At 59.9% G+C, this 19,345-nt stretch carries 19 protein-coding genes; 13 read left to right on the forward strand and 6 right to left on the reverse strand.

Going from position 1 to position 19,345, the window contains the following annotated elements:
• Positions 1–13: 13 nt before the first annotated feature.
• The 7 genes from EPD60_RS09860 to EPD60_RS09890 are packed head-to-tail and all read left to right on the forward strand — an operon-like array spanning position 14 to position 5,370.
• On the forward strand, positions 14–532 hold the full coding sequence (locus tag EPD60_RS09860) for a hypothetical protein (protein WP_131449283.1): 519 nt from the start codon (positions 14–16) through the stop codon (positions 530–532).
• Positions 529–1,110, forward strand: coding sequence for a hypothetical protein (locus EPD60_RS09865; protein ID WP_131449285.1), 582 nt, complete (start codon positions 529–531; stop codon positions 1,108–1,110). The genes EPD60_RS09860 and EPD60_RS09865 overlap by 4 nt, the downstream gene beginning before the upstream one ends.
• Positions 1,111–1,130: 20 nt before the next feature.
• The gene (locus EPD60_RS09870; RefSeq protein ID WP_131449287.1) at positions 1,131–2,534 is read left to right on the forward strand and encodes a B12-binding domain-containing radical SAM protein; all 1,404 of its coding nucleotides are present in this window, start codon (positions 1,131–1,133) and stop codon (positions 2,532–2,534) included.
• 11 nt (positions 2,535–2,545) lie between these two features.
• Positions 2,546–2,953, forward strand: coding sequence for a hypothetical protein (locus tag EPD60_RS09875; RefSeq protein WP_131449289.1), 408 nt, complete (start codon positions 2,546–2,548; stop codon positions 2,951–2,953).
• Positions 2,954–2,959: 6 nt separating this feature from the next.
• On the forward strand, positions 2,960–3,364 hold the full coding sequence (locus EPD60_RS09880) for a hypothetical protein (RefSeq protein ID WP_131449290.1): 405 nt from the start codon (positions 2,960–2,962) through the stop codon (positions 3,362–3,364).
• Positions 3,365–3,369: 5 nt separating this feature from the next.
• Positions 3,370–4,683, forward strand: coding sequence for a cell envelope integrity protein CreD (creD, locus tag EPD60_RS09885; RefSeq protein ID WP_131449291.1), 1,314 nt, complete (start codon positions 3,370–3,372; stop codon positions 4,681–4,683).
• 3 nt (positions 4,684–4,686) lie between these two features.
• Positions 4,687–5,370 carry a DUF1361 domain-containing protein gene (locus EPD60_RS09890; RefSeq protein WP_131449292.1) on the forward strand — a complete coding sequence of 228 codons (684 nt, stop codon included), beginning with the start codon at positions 4,687–4,689 and terminating at the stop codon, positions 5,368–5,370.
• Between the two features lie 291 nt (positions 5,371–5,661).
• Here the strand turns inward: EPD60_RS09890 and EPD60_RS09895 are convergent, their stop codons facing one another.
• Complete coding sequence (locus EPD60_RS09895) at positions 5,662–9,102, reverse strand: hypothetical protein (RefSeq protein WP_243647801.1); 3,441 nt, start codon at positions 9,100–9,102, stop codon at positions 5,662–5,664.
• Positions 9,103–9,179: 77 nt separating this feature from the next.
• Between EPD60_RS09895 and EPD60_RS09900 the strand changes: the two genes are divergently transcribed.
• Positions 9,180–9,824 carry an MBL fold metallo-hydrolase gene (locus EPD60_RS09900; RefSeq protein WP_131449293.1) on the forward strand — a complete coding sequence of 215 codons (645 nt, stop codon included), beginning with the start codon at positions 9,180–9,182 and terminating at the stop codon, positions 9,822–9,824.
• Between the two features lie 476 nt (positions 9,825–10,300).
• Here EPD60_RS09900 and EPD60_RS09905 read toward each other — a convergent pair whose 3' ends face one another.
• The 3 genes from EPD60_RS09905 to arfB all read right to left on the reverse strand — a co-directional run bounded on the left by EPD60_RS09905 (position 10,301) and on the right by arfB (position 13,618).
• Positions 10,301–11,839 carry a lipopolysaccharide biosynthesis protein gene (locus EPD60_RS09905; protein WP_243647802.1) on the reverse strand — a complete coding sequence of 513 codons (1,539 nt, stop codon included), beginning with the start codon at positions 11,837–11,839 and terminating at the stop codon, positions 10,301–10,303.
• A 292-nt stretch (positions 11,840–12,131) separates the two neighbouring features.
• Positions 12,132–13,169 carry a cytochrome-c peroxidase gene (locus EPD60_RS09910; RefSeq protein WP_131449294.1) on the reverse strand — a complete coding sequence of 346 codons (1,038 nt, stop codon included), beginning with the start codon at positions 13,167–13,169 and terminating at the stop codon, positions 12,132–12,134.
• A 47-nt stretch (positions 13,170–13,216) separates the two neighbouring features.
• Complete coding sequence (arfB, locus tag EPD60_RS09915) at positions 13,217–13,618, reverse strand: alternative ribosome rescue aminoacyl-tRNA hydrolase ArfB (protein WP_131449295.1); 402 nt, start codon at positions 13,616–13,618, stop codon at positions 13,217–13,219.
• Positions 13,619–13,847: 229 nt separating this feature from the next.
• Between arfB and dtd the strand changes: the two genes are divergently transcribed.
• The 5 genes from dtd to EPD60_RS09940 all read left to right on the forward strand — a co-directional run bounded on the left by dtd (position 13,848) and on the right by EPD60_RS09940 (position 17,036).
• Positions 13,848–14,300, forward strand: coding sequence for a D-aminoacyl-tRNA deacylase (gene dtd, locus EPD60_RS09920; protein ID WP_131449296.1), 453 nt, complete (start codon positions 13,848–13,850; stop codon positions 14,298–14,300).
• Entirely contained in the window at positions 14,297–14,680 is a 384-nt protein-coding gene (locus tag EPD60_RS09925) for a group III truncated hemoglobin (protein ID WP_131449297.1), read from the forward strand. Before dtd ends, EPD60_RS09925 begins: the two co-directional genes overlap by 4 nt.
• The gene (locus tag EPD60_RS09930; protein WP_131449298.1) at positions 14,677–15,006 is read left to right on the forward strand and encodes a nucleotide pyrophosphohydrolase; all 330 of its coding nucleotides are present in this window, start codon (positions 14,677–14,679) and stop codon (positions 15,004–15,006) included. Before EPD60_RS09925 ends, EPD60_RS09930 begins: the two co-directional genes overlap by 4 nt.
• Before the next feature lie 285 nt (positions 15,007–15,291).
• Positions 15,292–16,341, forward strand: coding sequence for a sensor histidine kinase (locus EPD60_RS09935; RefSeq protein ID WP_131449299.1), 1,050 nt, complete (start codon positions 15,292–15,294; stop codon positions 16,339–16,341).
• The gene (locus EPD60_RS09940; RefSeq protein WP_207896598.1) at positions 16,341–17,036 is read left to right on the forward strand and encodes a LytR/AlgR family response regulator transcription factor; all 696 of its coding nucleotides are present in this window, start codon (positions 16,341–16,343) and stop codon (positions 17,034–17,036) included. The genes EPD60_RS09935 and EPD60_RS09940 overlap by 1 nt, the downstream gene beginning before the upstream one ends.
• A gap of 140 nt (positions 17,037–17,176) precedes the next feature.
• On the opposite strand, the gene EPD60_RS09945 is transcribed toward EPD60_RS09940, so the two are convergent.
• Positions 17,177–17,797 (reverse strand): hypothetical protein, encoded by a 621-nt coding sequence (locus tag EPD60_RS09945; protein ID WP_131449300.1) that lies wholly within the window; start codon positions 17,795–17,797, stop codon positions 17,177–17,179.
• Positions 17,797–19,086: an aminopeptidase P N-terminal domain-containing protein gene (locus EPD60_RS09950; protein ID WP_131449301.1), complete on the reverse strand. Its 1,290-nt coding sequence runs from the start codon at positions 19,084–19,086 to the stop codon at positions 17,797–17,799. The genes EPD60_RS09945 and EPD60_RS09950 overlap by 1 nt, the downstream gene beginning before the upstream one ends.
• Between the last annotated feature and the right edge of the window lie 259 nt (positions 19,087–19,345).

Here is a 19,345-nt window from a genome sequence, read left to right on the forward strand (position 1 = left end):
TTTTCCCTCCACTTTGAAATACAAAGTACTTTTTACGAGAGAATATCAACGCCTCCGCACCGTCCGCCGCCTCCTGGGAATCTTTATCATCGCGCTGCTGCTGAGCGGACTTACCGTTTGGCCCGCCGATGCCGAGCTGCGCTTCGCGCTCCGCATTACCGGCACGGAAGGAGCGGTGGGACAATGGCTGCAACGCGTGCACAGCGCCTACACACGTGTGGGCAGCGAAAGCGGCTTCCTGTTTTACGGGTACGACTGGCTCGCATTCGCACACGTGATCCTCGCCGGCCTCTTCGTCGGTCCCTGGCTCGACCCGGTGCGCAACCGTTGGGTGATCCAGTTCGGTCTGGGCGCCTGCGCCGCCATCCTGCCACTGGCCTTTATCTGCGGCACCCTGCGCGGCATTCCCTTCTGGTGGCAACTGGTCGACTGCAGCTTCGGTGTCTTCGGTGCTGCACTGCTCTGTCCCTGTCACCGCCTCGCGCTGCAGCTCGAGCGCGACAACTTCCAACCACAAAATCAAATCGCATGAAACGCAACCTGTCCCTTGTACTTGTAAGCGCTTTTCTGATCATCAGCATCGTGCACCTGCTTGTATTCGCGGTGGTGCAGCAGGTGCACCGGCAGGCTGCCAACGAAGGGCCGCGCCTGCTGGCCGGGCGCCTAAGTGTGCTTGCAGCTTCCGGCCGCCTTGGCACCGATACCCTGGATGCGGAAACCCGGTCGATCATCGTTTCGCGTGGCCTGTTCTACCTTCTTGCGGATGCTGATGGCCTCATCCGCGCCACCAACCTGCCGGGCTACGACGGGCCCGTGCGCCGCTTGCCGGTGGGGCTGCTCGGGCAGGCACGTGGCCGCGGCTCGTATGCCATCACCTGGGCGCCGCAGGGCGTGCGCTACGCGCTGGTGCTCTGCCGCGCAGGCAATACCGGCACCTATGTGGGCGGCTGTCAGCCCCTGTTGTATTCCGAATCGAACGTGCTTAAGCTATGGGAAATGGTGCTCCTTTCCTGGATCGGCTGCAGCGTGTCGCTGGCATTCGCGGGCGCCGTGCTCTTCCGCCGATTTGGGGTGCTGGTTGCCGCGCAACGCAACGTGCTGGCTGCATAGTCAACAAAAAACCGAATACCATGCGTATCAAGATGATCCTCCCGGCGCTCACCGAGGCCAAGAGCCCGTTCTGGCGCCCCATCAAGTATTCGCTCTTCCCGCCGCTGGGGCTCGCAACGCTGGCTGCCTTTTGCGCACCCGACGACGAGGTGGAGCTGCAGGACGAGCATGTGGAAGTGCTCCGCACCGACGACTGCCCCGACGTCGTGGTGATCCAGGTGTATATCACCAATGCGTGGCGCGCCTACGAGCTGGCCGATTCATACCGTGCAAAAGGGTGTCACGTTTGTCTCGGCGGACTACATGTAACGTCGCTGCCCCTGGAGGCCGGCGCTCATGCGGATTCGGTATTCATCGGGCCTGGTGAAGACACCTTCCCGGAGTTCCTTGCCGACTTCCGGCGCGGCGCGCCCAGGCGGGTTTATACCAACAAGGAGCGCAGCCTCGCCACGCTGCCGCCGGTTCGCCGCGACCTTATCCGCCGCGAGCGTTACCTCGTGCCCAACTCCATCGTGGTGTCGCGGGGGTGTCCGCATCACTGCGACTTCTGCTACAAGGACGCGTTTTTCGAAGGAGGCAAATCCTTTTATACACAGCAGGTGGATGCGGCGCTGTTCGAGATCGATCGCCTGCCCGGCAGGCACCTGTATTTTCTCGACGACCACCTGTTGGGGCAGCAGCGATTCGCTACCGCGCTTTTTGACGGGATGCAGGGCATGGGCCGCCTGTTCCAGGGTGCGTCCACCATCGATGCCATCCTCCGCGGCGACCTGATTGAGCGCGCAGCGAAGGCCGGCCTGCGCAGCATCTTCGTCGGCTTCGAAACGCTTAATCCCAACAATCTCGTGCAAAGCAACAAGCGGCAGAACCTGGGCCGCGATTACGAGGCCGCCATTCGTCGTCTTCACGACCTCGGGATCATGATGAACGGCTCCTTTGTTTTTGGCCTGGATGATGACGACAAGGACGTGTTCAAGCGAACCGTTGACTGGGCGGTGCGAAATGGGCTTACCACCGCTACGTTTCATATCCTAACGCCTTACCCCGGCACGCGGCTGTATCAGCAGATGGAGACCGAAGGGCGGATCCTGCACCGCGACTGGAGCCGCTACGATACGCGCCAGGTAGTGTACAAAACCAAAGGGCTTACGGCCGACGAGCTGAAGCGCGGCTACGATCGTGCCTATAACGATTTTTATTCCTGGGGCAACGTGTTGCAGGCTTCACTCCGGCACGAGCACCTCCGCGACCAGCTTCGGCATTTCACCTACGCCGGTGGCTGGAAAAAGTTTGAGCCGCTCTGGAACTTCATGATCAAGACGCGCGGCCTCAACAAGATGCTGCCTTTATTGGAGCGCATCCTGTCAACCGACAAGGGTCGTAGAAATACAGGCGCGACTTCACCCTTTCCCGCCATTGCTTAAAACGAAGAACTATGCCTGCCTTCTGGAAACTTTTTCGTTTCGTTGCGCTCACCTGGCTGCTCACGAATGTGTTCCTTCCGCTTTGCCTGATCTGCGGGCTGGGAGGAAGCCTGTCGGGCCTCAGCTTAAAAGGATGGTATGCACTTTTCGGTTACAGCCTTGTCTTCAGCGCTCCCAGCCTGCTGCTCGGGTGGCTTGCGTTAGCACTGCTTTTCCGGCTCCGCGTGAGGCCCATTTCCCGTTACCTGCTCTGGCTGTCTGTCCTGGTCGTATTGGTTTATATCATGACCAATGTCTGGCTCGCCGGATTCTTCGATGAAGCAAAAACGGCCTGGCTGGTATTTTCTGTGGCGCCGGTCCTGGCGCTCCTGCTGCGACTTCCCGCATATCAAATCCTGCTCTCCGCTTCTAAACCCTGATCACATATGAACACTTTTCGCTTCGTACTCTACACCTGGGGGTGTAGCGTGCTTCTCTATCCCTTTTCCGTGATGTGCAGCGACATTTTTACGCGCAGCAATACAGAGTTGCACCTGTTTCTGCCGCTGCTGTCGGGCGCCTTTGTGCTGGGGCTGCCGGGATTGCTGACCGGTACCATCAGCCTGCAGCGCCTGTTGCAGCCGGGGCGGCGCCCGCATCTTGTGAAGTACCTGTTGTGGTGTGCCATTGTTCTTGCAACGGCGGCCTTGCCACTCTGGATGCTGGCCCGCCCCACACTCACCGCCACGGGCGAGGATTCCCGTTTCGTCGTGCCGCTTTTTATCGACATGATCCTGGTACTCCTGCTCCGCTACCCTTATTACCGTCATTTACCGATTACTCAATACTAAAAACCATGAATGCAAAAGAAGTGACCCAGGAAGCCTGGGGCAAGACCAAACTGCTCGTAAAAGTTGCCGTTATAGCCGGCATCATCGGGCTCCTGATGATTCCTACCTGCCAGGTGCAGCAGCTGATCTCCGAGCGCGAAAGCCGCCAGAAGGAGGCGGTAAACGAGGTGAGCGCCAAATGGGCCGGGCGCCAGCTGGTAACGGCGCCGGTGCTGGTGCTGCCTTACCGGGCTGGCAGCACTAATGGGCGCGATGATACCTTGCCGACCGTTGCCAATGCCATCATCCTGCCGGATACCGTGGAAATACGGGCGGTCGCCGACCCGCGCGAGAAACACCGCGGCATGTACCAGGTGATGTTGTATTCGGCCCGCGCCGAAGTGACCGCGCGCTTTGCGGCACCCAACCTGGCGGCGCTGCACATCGATCCTGCCAGCGTTCTGTGGGATCGCGCCTACCTGCGCCTGCAGCTCGGCGACCTGCGCGGGTTGAACGAAGAAGTGGACGCGCGCTGGAACGGGACCTCCACCCAATTCGCGCCGCAGGCGGTCGAAGGCGATGACACCGCGACCCTTGTAGCAGCACTTGCGCTCAAAGGTGCCGAAGACCTGCAGTCGGGCAGCTTTACCGCTACCCTCGCCCTCAATGGCTCACAGCAATTGCTTTTTGCGCCGCTCGGGCGAAAGTCTACGGTCACCGTGCGTTCGCCCTGGCCGCACCCGAGCTTTACGGGCGAAGGCCTTCCCGTGGAATCAAAAGTGGCTTCCGGCGGATTCGATGCTACGTGGCGCATGGGCGCCAACCGGCGGGCTGTGCCGCAACAGTATACCGAAGCCGGCGGGCCGCGCTACGACCTTGCGCGCACCGCGGTTGGTGTCGACCTCTTTGTGCCGGTGAATGCTTACCAGAAAACGATGCGCTCCATCAAGTATGCACTGCTCTGCATCGTGCTCACCTTCGCCGCTTTTTTCCTTATTGAAATGGTCAACAAACGCTCGGTGCATCCCTTCCAGTATGGGCTGATCGGACTGGCGCTGGTGTTGTTTTACGCGCTCCTGCTTTCGTTTTCCGAATACATCGGTTTCAACCCGGCATACGCCATTGCTTCGATTGCTACCATCGGTCTTATCGGCTGGTTTGTACGCGGGCTGCTGCAGTCGGGACGCCTCAGTACCCTGCTGTCGGTGGTGCTTGTGCTGCTGTATGGCTTTGTGTTTACCACGCTGCAACTGCAAGACTATTCGCTGTTGCTGGGCAGTGTCGCGCTCTTCCTCACCCTTGGTGTGATCATGTATTTCTCACGCCGTATCAACTGGTAATTTATGATTTCGTCCCTTCGTCACCTCACCAACTGGTACCGCCGGCAGGAGCCCTCAGAGCAGGTGCTCCTCGCCTCGGCGGCATTCAGCAGCGGGCTGTCGGCCTTCCGGCTCCTGTACTCAGGAACGCCCGTGCTCCTGTTTCTCAACTGGAATCTCTGGCTCGCCTTTGTGCCCTACTATATCAGCCGGCAGCTGGTACGCAACGTCGGCTGGATCGAACAGTCGCTGCTCTTCCGCCCGCTCTTCGTGTGCTGGCTGCTGTTTCTGCCCAACACCTTTTACATCACCACCGACCTGTTTCACCTGCGCCTGCGCCCGGGTGTGCCGCTCTGGTTCGACCTCGCCCTGCTGTTCTCCTTCGCCTGGAACGGCCTGCTGCTCGGGCTGCTTTCGCTCCAGCGCATGGAACTGGTGGTAGCGGCCCGCTGGCAACTGCGGCGGGGCAGCCACTTTACCGTGCCGGCCCTGGTGCTGTGCGGCCTCGGGATCTATATCGGCCGCTACCTGCGCTACAACAGCTGGGACGTGTTGCTGGCGCCGGGCGAGCTCGCGCGCGACATTGCGGCGCTCTTCCTGCACCCGGTGCAGGCCCGCTTCGACTGGAGCATGATCGTGCTGTTCAGCGCGCTGCTGATCCTGATCTATGAATCGCTGCGCAGGCTGGCAGCCGTCATGGGCCGATAGGAAAGGAGGGAGGAGCAAATGATCACAGAATACCTGATCATAGAGGTGCTATCCCTCATGTAATCATTTGCTCATTTGTTCTGTGCTCATGTAATCTGCAATCCTTTAAAGTCAGGGAGGTACCGGATGAGAATGCGGAGCAAATGATCACAGAATACATGAATACATGATCATAGAAGCGAAAACCCCTCATGTAATCATGTATTCATTTGTTCTGTGCTCATGTAATCTTCCTTCTAATAAAAATGCCGTCCCAGAGGGATGGCATTTTTATTATTAAGAAGTCATCTGTTAGAAGTCAACTCCCAGCGCCAGGTAGGTCTGGGGCTTGCCGCGGAAGAAGCCGTTCATGGGGTACGAAACATCGAAGCGAACGAAATAACCGAGCAGGGTGCTCCGTACGCCGAAGCCGTAGCCGCCGGCGAAGGGACCGATGCCGCCTGCCTTGATCTTGACGGAGATCGGGTTGCCGGGTGTGGTATAGGTTACCGACGGGCGCTTGATGTTGCCGATGCCGCCGCTCCAGGCCGTGCCGAGGTCGAAGAATTGCACCAGCTGGAAGTTGCGGAGGAAGGCATTGTTGATGGGCCGGTTGAAGAAGGTGCTGAAGATCGGGGCGCGGATCTCGCTGTTGATCACCACGGCGTTGTTGCCGTTGGCAACGTTCTGCTTAAAGCCGCGCATGTTCACGGCCAGCGACTGGTACACGTAGTTCTGCGTGGCATCGGGCACAGGCTGGGGCGTGAAGTAGCGGTAGCCGGTCACCTGCTGGGTGGCGTCGGTCTTCTCGTTGTTGGCAAACTTGAGCCAGCCGTCCACACCACCAAGGTAGTACACCACTTTGTTGTCGCCCATCGAGAAGTCACCGGCGGCGCGCACCGCCCAGATCACGTTGCGGTAGATGGGCAGGTAGTGACGTGCGTCGATGCCCGCCACGAACATATTGCGGCCGAAGTCGGAGCCACCCTTGTCGAGACGCGAGAAATAGTCGACAAAGACCTTGTAGCGGAGGCCCCACCAGATATTGGTGGCCGGGTTGAGCGTATTGTCGTGCACGTACTCCAGCGAAGCCTGACCGAAGGTTTGCTTGCCGTCGGGGAAGTTGAGGGCGAAGATGCCGCGTGCCGGGTCGGGGTGCGTGGCTACGATCACGCGGTCGAAGCGGGGGCCGATGGTGGCACGCAGGCTGCGCACCTTGTCGAGCGCATATTTTACGCGACCGAAGTAATAGTTGGAATGCTGCTTTCCTAAGAAGTCGGAGCCCAGGTCGACGGACTGGCTGCTGCGGTAATAGGTGAAGCCCCAGTCCCAGCGGCGGCGCTGGTTCGTAAATTCAAACAGCACGTCGTTGTCTTTCAGGTTCGGCGCGATGCGGAAGCCGCCCGAGATCTTGTAGTCTTCAAACAGGTCGACGGTGCCGAGGCGGATAAGGCCATTGAGCTGGTGGCCGTTGGCCGGGTCGATGGGGCCCGCGCCACCTGCATATGGCTGGTATTTGGAGGGAACGAAAACCGTGTTGTTGGCACCGGCCACGAGGTAATCGGTAAAGAAGCGCGGCGGGCGGTATTCATACAGCTTTGCCTTGCGGATGACGGGCTCGTCGGCAAGCGCTTCCGCTGTGATCACCTGGCCTATTGCCGGCGCCTGTGTCGCGGGCGCCGCGGCGCTGTCTTTCTTTTCGGTCTGGAACTCGTTCTGGAAAAAGTCGTTCTGTGTTTTCTTCACCGAGTCCACCACGGCCTGCTGGTCGGCTACCGTTACGCTCTTGGCGCGCTCACGCTCGCGGAGGCGCTTTACATACTCGGTGGGCGGGGCCGACACGTTGCGGCGGCGCAGCAGATTCTCGTCCACCTTGAGGCGGTAGAGGAACTTATAGTCGCCCTGCCGCACCACCTCGCTCACCAGCGAGTTGTCGCCCGCGGTGCGGGTTTCGAGCAGGGAGCTCTGGTAGTTGGTCATCGGGAACACGTAAGCCGAATCGTTGGAGGTAGAGAAGTAACCCACTGAGTCGATGTCGGTCTTGTTCCATTCTTTCAGCAGCGAATCCACCTCTTTCTGGGCCGGGTTGCGCAGCACCTCGTCGCCGATGAACACAAGCGTGTCGAGGCCCGCCTTCTGCGTGGTGAAGAAGCCGGCGTAACGGTTGTTGATGCCGTTCTCGTCGGAGGTGAACGTGAAATGCGTTACGTTGTAGGGAGAGGGGTTGCGGGCGTTGCCGAACTTCATGTTGGTGAGCTGGGAGATCTGCTTGAACTCGCTCTTGTTCCAGTTGTCCACCAGGAAGATGTTGAAGCGCGGCGCGGGCATGGAAGTGTCGGCGCTCACGGCATTTGCCGACGGGCGGTTGGAGGCGAAGATGATACCGGTTTTGTTGGGGAAGCTCACAAAGCTCGGGTCGAGGTCGTCAAACACGTCGTTGGTCACCTGCTCGGCCGTCTGCTTCTCGATGTTGTAGGTGTAGATATCGCTCTGCCCGTTGCGGATGCCGCTCAGCACAAGGGTGTTGGAGTTGAGCATGTACTTGAGATCCTGCACCTGGTCCCACTGATTCCATTCCTGCTTGTCGATCTTGATGCGGCGGTTGAGGTCGTAAACGAAGAACTTCTGCTTGCCTTTCTCGGCGTACAACACCGCGAGGCGGGTGCCTTTCGGGTCCCAGGCCAGCAGGGGCAGGTTGGGGTTGATCTCGTCTTCGCGGTTGCGGGTGCCGTACTCCAGCAGCACCTTGCGGCTGGTGAAGTTCTCGTTGATCACCACGCTGTATTTACCCTGCCTGTACTCGGTAACGGCATAGGTAAAGGAACGGGGCAGCGGGTTGGCGTTGAAGCGGATATAGTCCTTCTTCACGGTTTCAACGGTTACCGACAGTTGTCCTTTGGGCACCACGCGGCGGCCGCGGATGTCTTTGAAATAAAGCTGCTGCTCTTCCTCCATGAAGTCGCGGAGGATGTCCTTGAACTTCTTCTTGGCGATCTTCTGCGAGGCCGAGTTGAGGTTGCGGTAGATGCGCGACAGGTAGAGGAAATACGTGGGCTTGTTGGCGCCGTACTTGTTGGAGAGGTAGTACCAGAAGGCATGGCCGGCCAGCAGCGGGCGCTCGAAGGCAAACTGGTAGAAGTTGTTGTAGCGGCCGCTCAGCATGGCGCTTTTGAGCTGGTCGTCGAGCTCCGTGTTCCAGGGCTCCGCCACGTAATCGATATAGCCGTCGGTGAGCCACTTGGGCAGGTCGAGGAGGGTCTGGTTGGCGGCAAACTCGCCGAGGTCGTCGCCGAAGAGCAGGTTCTGCACCAGCACCTGCGCGAGGCCGGTGCGCACCTGGCGGCGCATGTTGTTGCGGTTGGCATCGTAGTACACGATCATCTTGTTGTTCACCAGCCTGGTGATGCCGCCGTTGCCCTGCCAGTCGATGCCGAGACCGATATTCGACTGCTGCAGGTCTTCATAGTTGTTGTAAACAACGATATTCGCACGTCGCTGGAGTCCGTATTCCACGACCTCTTCCAGCTGCGGGAGCTCTTTTTCGGCGATCTGGGCAACGAATTTGCCCATCTCAAGTCCGTTCTGTGAAAAGTAGGTGTTGAAGTTTTCCGTCTGGTAGTATTTCCACTTGAACTTCTTGTATTGCACGCGGTTCTTTCCGAACTCGACGGTGCTTACCTGGGCAAAGCTGGCAATCGGAAAAAAGGCACAAATCAGGACGGCAAGGGTGGCAATTCGGCGCAATAGATTCATAATGACTTGTTCTTGATCTGGAAATGGGCTCTCGTGGACGAATAGTAAATTGCAATTAAAAATACAGAAAAAGCAGTATGCTCACGGTTCAGACCTTCACCTTCAACCCGGTCCAGGAGAACACATATGTGGTCTACAACGAAAACGGGGACTGTGCTATTATCGACCCGGGCTGTTATTTCGCTTCGGAAGAGCAGCAACTGGCCGATTTTATTGCCACTAACGGCCTCCGGCCCGTGCTTTTGCTCAACACGCACTGCCACCTCGATCATATTTTCGGCAACCGTTTCGTGGCCGCCAGATGGGGGCTGGAGCTACACCTGCACCGCGGCGAAGTGCCCGTGCTGGAGCGTGGCCCCGCCTCGGGCCAGCTGTGGCAGCTGCCCTTTGAAAACTACGAGGGTCCTCACCACTACTTCGACGAAGGCGACGTGCTTCGCCTCGGCGACGATGAGCTGCACGTGCTCTTCACTCCCGGCCATTCGCCCGGCCACGTGGTGTTTTATGTGCCGGCCCAGAAGTTCGTCATCGGCGGCGACGTGCTGTTCAACGGCTCCGTGGGCCGCACCGATCTCCCCGGCGGCAACTTCACCCTCCTCGAGGAAAGCATCCGTACCAAACTCTACACGCTCCCCGAAGACGTGATCGTCTACCCGGGTCACGGTGATACCACCACGATCGGGGATGAGCGGCGGGATAACCCGTTTGTAAAGATGCCCTGAAACAACCGCAGAACAAGGAACAAGGAATGTCCAAATAAGAAGGGAAGTCTGAACTCAGACTTCCCTTCAACTTTCTGCGGTTCCTTGTTCCTTGTTCTGCGGTTGCCTTTTTCACCGGCGAACTACCTGCCCGCTGCCCGCCAAAGGCGGTTCAGGGTCCCCGACCCGAATGCCAACGGCGACACGGCCGCCATCCGGGGGCTTCCTGTCAAGCCATTTTTTTAACGCTAACTGCCTGATAAGCAAGCACCTGTCCCTGCAATTTTTTATTTCATTTCGGCGCTGTCCGATGCCATTTCGGCATTGTCGGGTGCCATTGAGGCGTTGTCCGGTGCTGTTTCTGCGCTGTCCGATCGCGTTTCGGCTCCGTTCGATGCCTTTTCGGGGCTGCACGTTTGCGTTTCGACCTTGTCCGGTGCCGTCGCGGCCCGGTTTGCTGGGGTAGACCTGCCGGATCCGGATGTTTTTGAAAGGACCTATTGCGTCCGGGGGGCGGGACTCGCGGCCGGACCGCGGAAGTAGCGGCCCACCAACGGGAGCTTTGCAAATTCCTTGCGTTCCACGGTGAGCAGGAAGCCGCCGAAAAGCCCCAGCAGCAGGAGGCCGAAGGCGCGGTTGATCCACTCGTTGAGGCCGATGGCGTTGAAGGCGGTCTGCAACCCGAAGAGCGCTACCGTGATCACGAAGTAGGCGATCAGCTTCTTGGTAGGGTAGGGCACGCGGTAGGCTTTTTGCCCCCAGCTGTAAGAGACGGCCATCATGGTACCATAGCAGAAGAAGGTGGCCCAGGCGCAGGCATAGTAGCCGAAGCGCGGGATGAAGAGGAAGTTGATGACCAGGGTGATGGCCGCGCCGATGAGGGTGATCCAGGCGCCGGCGCCGGTCTTGTTGGAAAGCTTGTACCAGATGGACAGGTTGTAATACACGCCGAGGAACATATTGGCCAGCAGCAGGATGGGCACCACCCCGAGGCCGACGCGGTAAGGCTTCGCGATGAAATGCCCCCAGATGTCGAGGAAGAGCGCCACCACCAGGAACATAAAGCAGATGACGATCACGAACAGCTTCATCACGCGGGCGTAGGTGCGGCGCGGGTCCTGCCCCTCGCGCTGGGCCTGCTTGAAGAAGAAGGGCTCGGCGCCCATGCGGAAGGCCTGGATGAAAAGAGTGATGAGGATCGAAAGCTTGTAGCAGGCGCCGTAGATGCCCACCTCGGCGAGGCGCGCTTCCTCGGTGGGGGCCGACGACAGCTTGCCCAGCATGATGCGGTCGAAGGTTTCGTTGATCATCCCCGCGAAGCCGGCCAGGATGAGCGGGGAGGAATACACCAGCAGCTCGGTCCAGAAGCGCGGCTCGAAATGCCAGCGGAAGGCAAAGATGCCGCGCGCGAGAATGAGGAAGGTGATGCCCGCCTGTAGCAGGTTGGCGATGATGAGGTAGCCCACCTGGTAGTCGGGCCGGTAAAAGGCATGCACGAAGGAGTGCGGGTCCTGCTCGTAAAGGCGCGGGCAGTACGACAGGAAGAAGAAGGTGGCGCCGATGTTGACCAGGATGCCGAGGATGCGCACGAGGGCATATTTGCGCGGCCGCCCCTCGTAGCGCAGGCGCGCGAAGGCCAGGGTGGATGCGGCATCCAGCCCGATAATCAGCGCGCTGTAGGTGATGTATTCCGGGTGCTTGTCTACCAGCAGCAGGTGTGCCAGCGGCACGCGCAGCAGGATGAGCAGCGTGGTAAAAACGACGGTGGTGCTGAGCAGGGAGATGGAAGCCGTATTGTATACCCGCTCATGCTCCCCGGGCGTTTTGGCGTAGCGGAAGTAAGCCGTCTCGAGCCCGTAGGTGAAGATCACGTTGAGAAAGGGGATGGCGGCATAGAGCGTGCTCACCTCGCCATAGAGGCTTTTATCGAGCTTATAGGTGATATAAGGCACCAGCAGGTAATTCAGGAAACGCGCCGCGATGGAGCTGACGCCGTACCACATTGTCTGTCCTGCCAGTTTTTTGATCTCACTCATTGGGGGGAAACAAATGTAATCGTGATTCGTGAATCGTCAATCGTGAATGCTGCGTGCGAAGCCGACGCGAGCCTTGTTGGGTAGGTAGCGAAGCGACGCGCAGCGTCATTGCGAGCGGAGCGAAGCAAACTCCCCGACCTGAAGACTGGTCCTCGACCGAGAGAGCTTTAGGTAGGAAATTCTTTTGGCTGCGGAGCACCCTGGGTAACGCCGGAGTTTGCTTCGCTACGCTCGCAATGACGGCCTCCGGCCGTCGCTTCGCATCGGGGCTCACGGTTCATGGCTCCCGCCGTCACTGCTTAAACCTCGGGTTATTCAAAAATGCCGTATCCGTCAGCGTATTTAGGAAATCGATCAGCCGGTCTTCCTCGGCAGCGCTCATGGGAATGCCGCCGGCCACCAGCGGGTCGGTGGTGGGGCCGCTTTGCACGCCGCCGCTGTAGTGGCGGATGTGAAGGCGCATATCGCTGAAGCGGCCGTCGTGCGCGTAGTAGCTGGTGAGGGCTACGTTGTGCAGGTCGGGGATGCGGAACTTGAGCGAGTCGGCCGGGTCGCCGGTGACGCGCATGCGGCCGTAATCGCGGAGCACCGGGTCGATGGGCAGGCCGATATTGTAATAGCGGTTGCCGCTGATGAGGGGCTCCGCGTGGCAGGAGATGCACTTGGCGCGGAAGATGGCGTAGCCGGCCGCCTCCGGGCTGTTGAAGGTGGCGGCGCCGCGCCGCACGCGGTCGTACTTGCTGTCGGCCACTACCAGCGACAGCAAAAACTGCCGGAGGGCGTTGGCGATGCGCGGCCCGGTGGGCTCGGCGTTGCCGTAGGCTGCCCGGAAGAGGGTGCCGTATTCGGGATCGCCGGCGAGGCGGGCGGCGGCCGCTTCCATGCTGGCGGAGCCCATCTCCTGCGGGTGGGTGATGTGCCGCTCGATGACGCTGCTCAGGTCGCCGTACTGCCCGTCGAGGAAGTAGGAGCGGAACCAGGCCAGGTTGGCGAGGCCGGGCGCGTTGCGGAGGGTATGGGAGTTGCCGTAGCCGTGGCTGCGGTCGTGCTGGTAGGTGGTGAAAGCAGCAACCTGCTGGTGGCAGGAGTTGCAGCTGTGGGCGCCGTCGGCGGAGAGGCGGCCATCGTAAAAGAGTTTCTTGCCCAGCTGGAAGCCTTCTTCGGTGATGGGATCGGCATTGAAGTCGTAGGCGAGGGGCGGGAAGCCTTCAGGCACCACGAAGGGCACCGGGGTGAAGCTGAGCGCGCGGTCTTTGCCGCAGGCGCTGAGCAGGGCGCCGGCGGCTACCACCGTTGCCGTAATTATCGTAAGGAGGTTCAGGGGGCGCATAGTGTTTTTCGTAGCCCGAATCTAAGCGCAAAAAAGGAAGCGTGCCGTTAAAAATCACCGGGTCGCAGGCGGCGGCGGCCGGTCTTTTTCTCGGCGGTCTTTTTCTTCTGATCGATCCGCGCCTCGCGCACGCCGCGGGGCACCTTGGTGGCGATGCGCGGCTTCTTCTTGCGCAGCGCGCCTTCCACCAGCTCCTGCAGCTTGCGGGCGGCGTCGGCCTTGTTTTCCAGCTGGGTGCGGTAGGACTGTGCTTTCACCCACAGCGCGCCCTCGGCATTGATGCGGTGCGCCAGCTTTTCCTGCAGGAGGGCTTTCTGTTGGTCCGTTACCAGCTGCGAGGCGGCCACGGGCCACCAGGCGATGACGGCCGTCTCCACCTTGTTGACATTCTGCCCGCCCTTGCCACCGGCACGCGTGGTTTGGTATTGGAACTCGTTGCTCAGGTCCATGCGCCAAAAATACACGGAAGTGCGAAGCGCTTCCGTGTCATTGCGAGCGCAGCGAAGCAAACTCCGGATTTACGCAGGGTGTTCGAATCCAAAAGCATTTGCAAACTGAAGCTCTTACTAGCTGCGATCAGTCTTCATTTCAGGGAGTTTGCTTCGCTGCGCTCGCAATGACGGGCTCCGCCCGTCGCTTCGCACGCTGGTGCTATCTTCGCTGCTAGTAAACCACTCCATGCGCGTCGTCATCCAAAGAGTCAGCGAAGCCTCCGTAAAAGTAGACGGACTTACCGTCGGCGCCATCGGCACAGGCCTGCTTGTGCTGGTGGGCATCGAAGACGCCGACAGCACCGAAGACGTGCAGTGGCTCGCCGCCAAGATCGCGGGCCTGCGCATCTTCAGCGACAACGAAGGCCTCATGAATCTTTCGCTGGCGGACACCGGCGGCGGCATCCTCTGCATCTCGCAGTTTACCCTCCATGCGGCTACAAAAAAGGGCAACCGGCCTTCCTTTATCCGGGCGGCCAAGCCGCCGCACGCGGTGCCGCTGTACGAAGCCTTTGTGAAAGAGCTGGAATCGGTGCTCGGCAAGAAGGTGGAGACGGGCGTCTTCGGTGCCGACATGAAAGTGGCCCTCATCAACGACGGCCCGGTGACCGTTATCATCGACACCAAAAACAAGGAATGAAGCGGGACATCGAAACACGGAAAGATATCGAGGACGTGCTGACGGCTTTCTATGCCGATGCTTTTTCGGATGACCTCATCGGGCGCTTCTTCACCGAGGTGGTGCCCCTCAACCTGGAAACGCACCTGCCGGTGATCGCCGACTTCTGGGAGTCGATCCTTTTCAACACGCCCTATACCAAGAACGTGATGGCGGTGCACCAGCACATTCATCACCTGTCGGCCATCCGCAAGGAGCATCTCGACCGCTGGGTGCAGCTTTTCACGGCCACGGTGGCGGCGCGCTTCGAAGGCCCGCGCGCCACGCTTCTGCAGCAGCGCGGGCGCTCGGTGGCCACGCTCATGGACATCAAACTCAATCACCCCAAAAAAGGAATATGACCCTTCAGGAGGCACAGCAGCAGGTAGACCAGTGGATCCGCACGACCGGCGTGCGCTATTTCAGCGAGCTCACCAATATGGCCATTCTTACCGAGGAAGTGGGCGAGGTGGCCCGTCTCATGAGCCGTCTCTACGGCGAGCAATCCTTCAAGGAAAGCGACAAGGGCAAGGAGCTCGGCGACGAGCTGGCCGACGTGCTGTGGGTGCTCATCTGCATCGCCAACCAGACGGGCGTGGACCTCACCGCGGCGCTCCAAAAGAATTTTGAAAAGAAAAGTATCCGCGATGCAAGCCGGCACAGGGATAACCCGAAGCTGCAGGGATAGGTCTCTGGTAGGCGAAGCGACGCGCAGCGTCATTGCGAGCGAAGCGAAGCAAACTCCCCGACCTGAAGACTGACTGTAGCCGGCAGAAGTTTCAATTCGCAACTTCATTCGGCAACGATCACCCCGCGTAAATCTGGAGTTTGCTTCGCTTCGCTCGCAATGACGGGCTAACGCCCGTCGCGCAAAGCGTCGCAAATTCCGCCCTCGTCCCTTTTTCGGGCCGCTTCGTCACAATGCGCCCGCAATGCCCGGAAAGCCGCGCTAACATTGTGTTTTAATTACGCCATGCAACGCTACCTCAATTACCTCGCGCGCCCGGAAAACCACATGCTCGCCCGCAACGGCGCCGCCGCCCTCCTCCTGTTCATCACCAGCCTCCTGCTGCATACACATATCCGCGGTGATGGCGGTGAGGTGATGGTCCTCTTTGGAGTCCTCTTGCCCTATGCGATCCTGCAGTACACGATTTCTTTCATGTACCTGCTGCCGCTCGCGCACCGCCGCCGCCGGCCCTTCTGGACCTATATGGTCATGGTGGGAGCGGTGCTTGTAGTGACCGCACTCCCCTTCGGTCTCCTTGTCTACACCATCAGGCAGCACGACGATGACGCATTGGCCTTCACAGTGGTGAATGCCGCCATCAACTTTTTCGGTATGGCGCCGATCACGTTTTATTTCTACCGACGCAGCCGCCGCCTCGAGAAAAAGGTGGTGCACCTCGAAAAGGAACTCGGCCAGTCGGAGGCCGGACTTGATTTCCTCCGCTCGCAGATCAACCCGCATTTTCTTTTCAACGCGCTCAATACGCTTTACGGGCTGGCGCTCAACGAAGGCGCCGAGCGCACCGCCGGCGGCGTGCAGATGCTCGGCGATATGATGCGCTTTATGATGCAGGAAAATCTCCAGCCCGAGATCGATCTCGCGCGCGATGTGGAATACCTCGAGCACTATATTTCCCTGCAGCGCCTGCGCACCGAAGGCAATGGCGAGGTGCAGGTGAGTCTGAACATCGGCGCCACGCTGCCCGGACTGCGTATCGCGCCGATGCTGCTGATACCGTTTGTGGAGAACGCCTTCAAGCATGGCGTGTCGTACCGCGAGCCCTCCTTCATCAAGGTGCTGCTGGAAGAAAAGAACGGCACCCTCTTCTTCGACGTGCACAACAGTGTACACGAGAAGCCCCACGACGACCCCGAGCGCTACAAGAGCGGCATCGGCCTCGAAAACGTACGCCGCCGCCTCGAACTGCTCTACCCCGGCCGGCACCAGCTCTTCGTGCGCGGCACCGAAAAGGAATTCTTCGTGCACCTTTCCATTGACCTAACTTCGAAGTGATGACACTCCCCCTGATGAAAGCCATCGCGGTGGACGACGAACGCCTCGCCCTCGACATCGTGAAGGCCCATGCCGCCAAGGTTCCGTTTATGGAATTGAAAGCAACCTTCACCGATGCCTTCGCGGCACTCGAGTACCTGCAGCGCGAGCCCGTAGACCTGCTGCTGCTCGACATCAAGATGCCCGATATCTCGGGCATCGACTTCTTCAACAGCCTGCGGCAAAAGCCGCTGCTGATCTATACCACTGCCTACACCGAGCATGCCGTAACTTCTTTTGAGATGGACGCGGTGGACTACCTGCTCAAACCCTTTTCGCTCGCCCGCTTTCTTAAGGGCTGCAATAAAGCCTACGAGCTGTTCCGCTTCCGCGGGGCGCCGGCGGCGGAGCACATCTTTATCAAGACCGGCTATGAGAGCGTGAAGGTGGCGCTTGACGAGATCCTCTACCTCGAGGCCTCCGGTAACTATGTAACCTTTGTGCTGCCGGGCCGCTCGGTGCTGTCGCGCAGCACGATGGCCGAGGCCGTGGCGCAGCTCCCCGCGGGCCGCTTTGTGCGCGTGCACCGCTCTTTCGTGGTGGCCGTCGACAAGATCGACAAGGTGGAGCGTGTGCAGGTAACGCTGGGCAAGAAGGTGATTCCGGTCAGTGAGGGCTATGCCGGGGCGCTGGCCGCGGCGATCGGGCGGGGCTGATGCGACATGCAGCCGGGGAGAAGGAACGCTGATTCCGCAAGGGGAATACGCTGATCTGTTATGATGTTTTATGATTGGCTTGCGCACGCAATCTTATCTGCGCAAATCATAAGGATCATAAAAGATCTGCGGCCTTTCTCTCAATCAGCAAGCAGTTCCCTGGAAAAGCTCAGAATATCCGCCGCTATCATTTTGTCAAAGGCCGCTTCATCAAAAGGGCGGTACCCCCGGGCCGGGTCTTTGCGCCGCGCTTCCTGCTCCGTTTTTTCAAACTGAAGCTTCGCTTCGGCCTTCAGCACTTCATATTCCTCCGTCATCTGGAAGTAGGTAAACTGCTCCTCCTTAAAGGCAGCAAAGGCGTCCGCTGCGTATTGCTTCTCCGCGCGCAGCCGACCACGCCGGAACTCGAGCACAGTATATATTCCCTTGCCGTTGGGCGCCGCGGGTTTGTCGCCCTTGTAGGCGGGGTGCAGCAACAGCAGCGCGCTGAAGTGTGGCAGCGCCCGGTCTTCGGGCTCCACCAGGATTTCGGATAATACCGAGCGCATGCCGGTGCGCAGGTTGCGGGCGTCGGGTACCAGCAGGTCGCGCACCACGAGCTCGCCGTCGCGTACTTGGTATTGCGCCCAGTAGCCGCGGCCGTTACCGGCGGGGCGCTTGCCAGGGTGTTTTACAAACCAGGGCTCCAGTAATTCTACGGTAAGCGGGTGTTCCCTGCTTTCGTAAAACAAAACGTCGCGGGGTGGGAGAACGAGCGCCATCAGTTGCCGAATACTTTGGGCACATCGATCGTCAGATTGTCGTTGCCGTTCTTACCAATGAGAATATTGTCTTCGATCCGCACACCACCCACGCGCTTCCACTTCTCGGCCTCGTTCCAGTTGATGTCGTTGGCAAAGCGGCTGCGGATGGCGGCATCGTCGAGGAGGGCCGGGATGAAGTAGCAGCCCGGCTCCACGGTGATGAGGAAGTTTTCTTCGAGCTCGAGGTCGATGCGGAGACGGGCGCCGGCGTAAAGCTTCGGGTTGATGTTCTCGGGCTGGCCGGTGTCGCGCACACGCAGGCCCACAAGATGGCCTACCCCGTGCGGGAAGAACACCTGGGACACTTCTTTTTCCAGCAGGCTGTCGAGCGAGCCCTTCAGCACGCCGAGCTGCAGCAGGTCTTCGGTGATGACGCGCGCGGCGTGCAGGTGCACATCGCGCCACTGCACGCCGGCCTTGCTCCTGGCGATGCACTCTTCGTGCGCGCGGAGCACGAGCTTGTAGAGGTCTTTCTGCTGCTGCGAGGGCGCGCCGGCGGAGAACATACGGGTGATGTCGACACAGTAGTCGTAGCGCTCGGCGCCGGCGTCTACCAGCACCAGCTCGCCTTCGCGGATCGTTTTGAGCGTGGGCGGGAAGTGGAGGATGGCCGAGTTGGGACCCGAGCCCACGATGCTTTCGTAGGGCACGCCGGTGGCGCCGCGGCGGAGGATCTCCGACTCGAAGGCGATGCGGAGGTCCTGCTCGGTAACGCCGGCGCGCACGGCTTCGGCGATGCGCTCATAGCCGCTTTTGGCGATGGCGGCGAGCGCGCGGATGAGCGCTACTTCAGCTGCGTCTTTGGCGCGGCGGGTGCGGTCGAGGGCGGTGCGCAACTCGAAGGCCTTGCCTTCCACCGGAGTGCGGTGCTGGCCCAGGTGGTATACGTTGTCGAATTGCTGCAGGGCAACATAGATCTCCTGCTCGCTGTTGGGGCGGCCTTTGCCTTCCACCAGGATATCGTGGCGCTCGCCTTCCCACACGGCCTCGTCGGCGCCGATCTCCTTATGAAATTCCACCCAGCCGCCTTCCTTGCTGTACAGCACGGCCTCGCTTTCGCGGCGGCGGCCGGTGAGCCAGAAATAGGCGGGGTGGGGGAGGAAGGGATAGGTCTGGTCGAGACCGCCGGGCTTCTGGATGGGCTCGCCGCAGTGCACCAGCACGGCTTCGTTGGGGGCAAGAATGTCGTTCCAGCGGGCGGCGAGGCGGGCGCGGCGCGCGTCGATATCGGAGCGGGTAAAGGTCATGTTCGGGGGTTGTGCGGCTGAAGGTAAGGAAGCGGCGCTTTTTGCCGGCCTGTTTTCCACCGGCGGACGATTGCCAAAACAGCCAGCCGCACCCCACCCCGCGGCACTGTCGGTTTTGACAGTGACATCCCACAATCACCGGGTGCCACTTCCGGTTTTGACACCGGCATCCGGCGACGGATCCATGCTCCTGTCAATTTTGTAAGTCGCATCCCCGGGCCGATCCATGCCACTGTCGGTTTTGACACCGCCATCCCGG

It is taken from the genome of Flaviaestuariibacter flavus (assembly GCF_004337505.1).
Taxonomy (GTDB): Bacteria; Bacteroidota; Bacteroidia; order Chitinophagales; family Chitinophagaceae; genus Flavisolibacter; species Flavisolibacter flavus.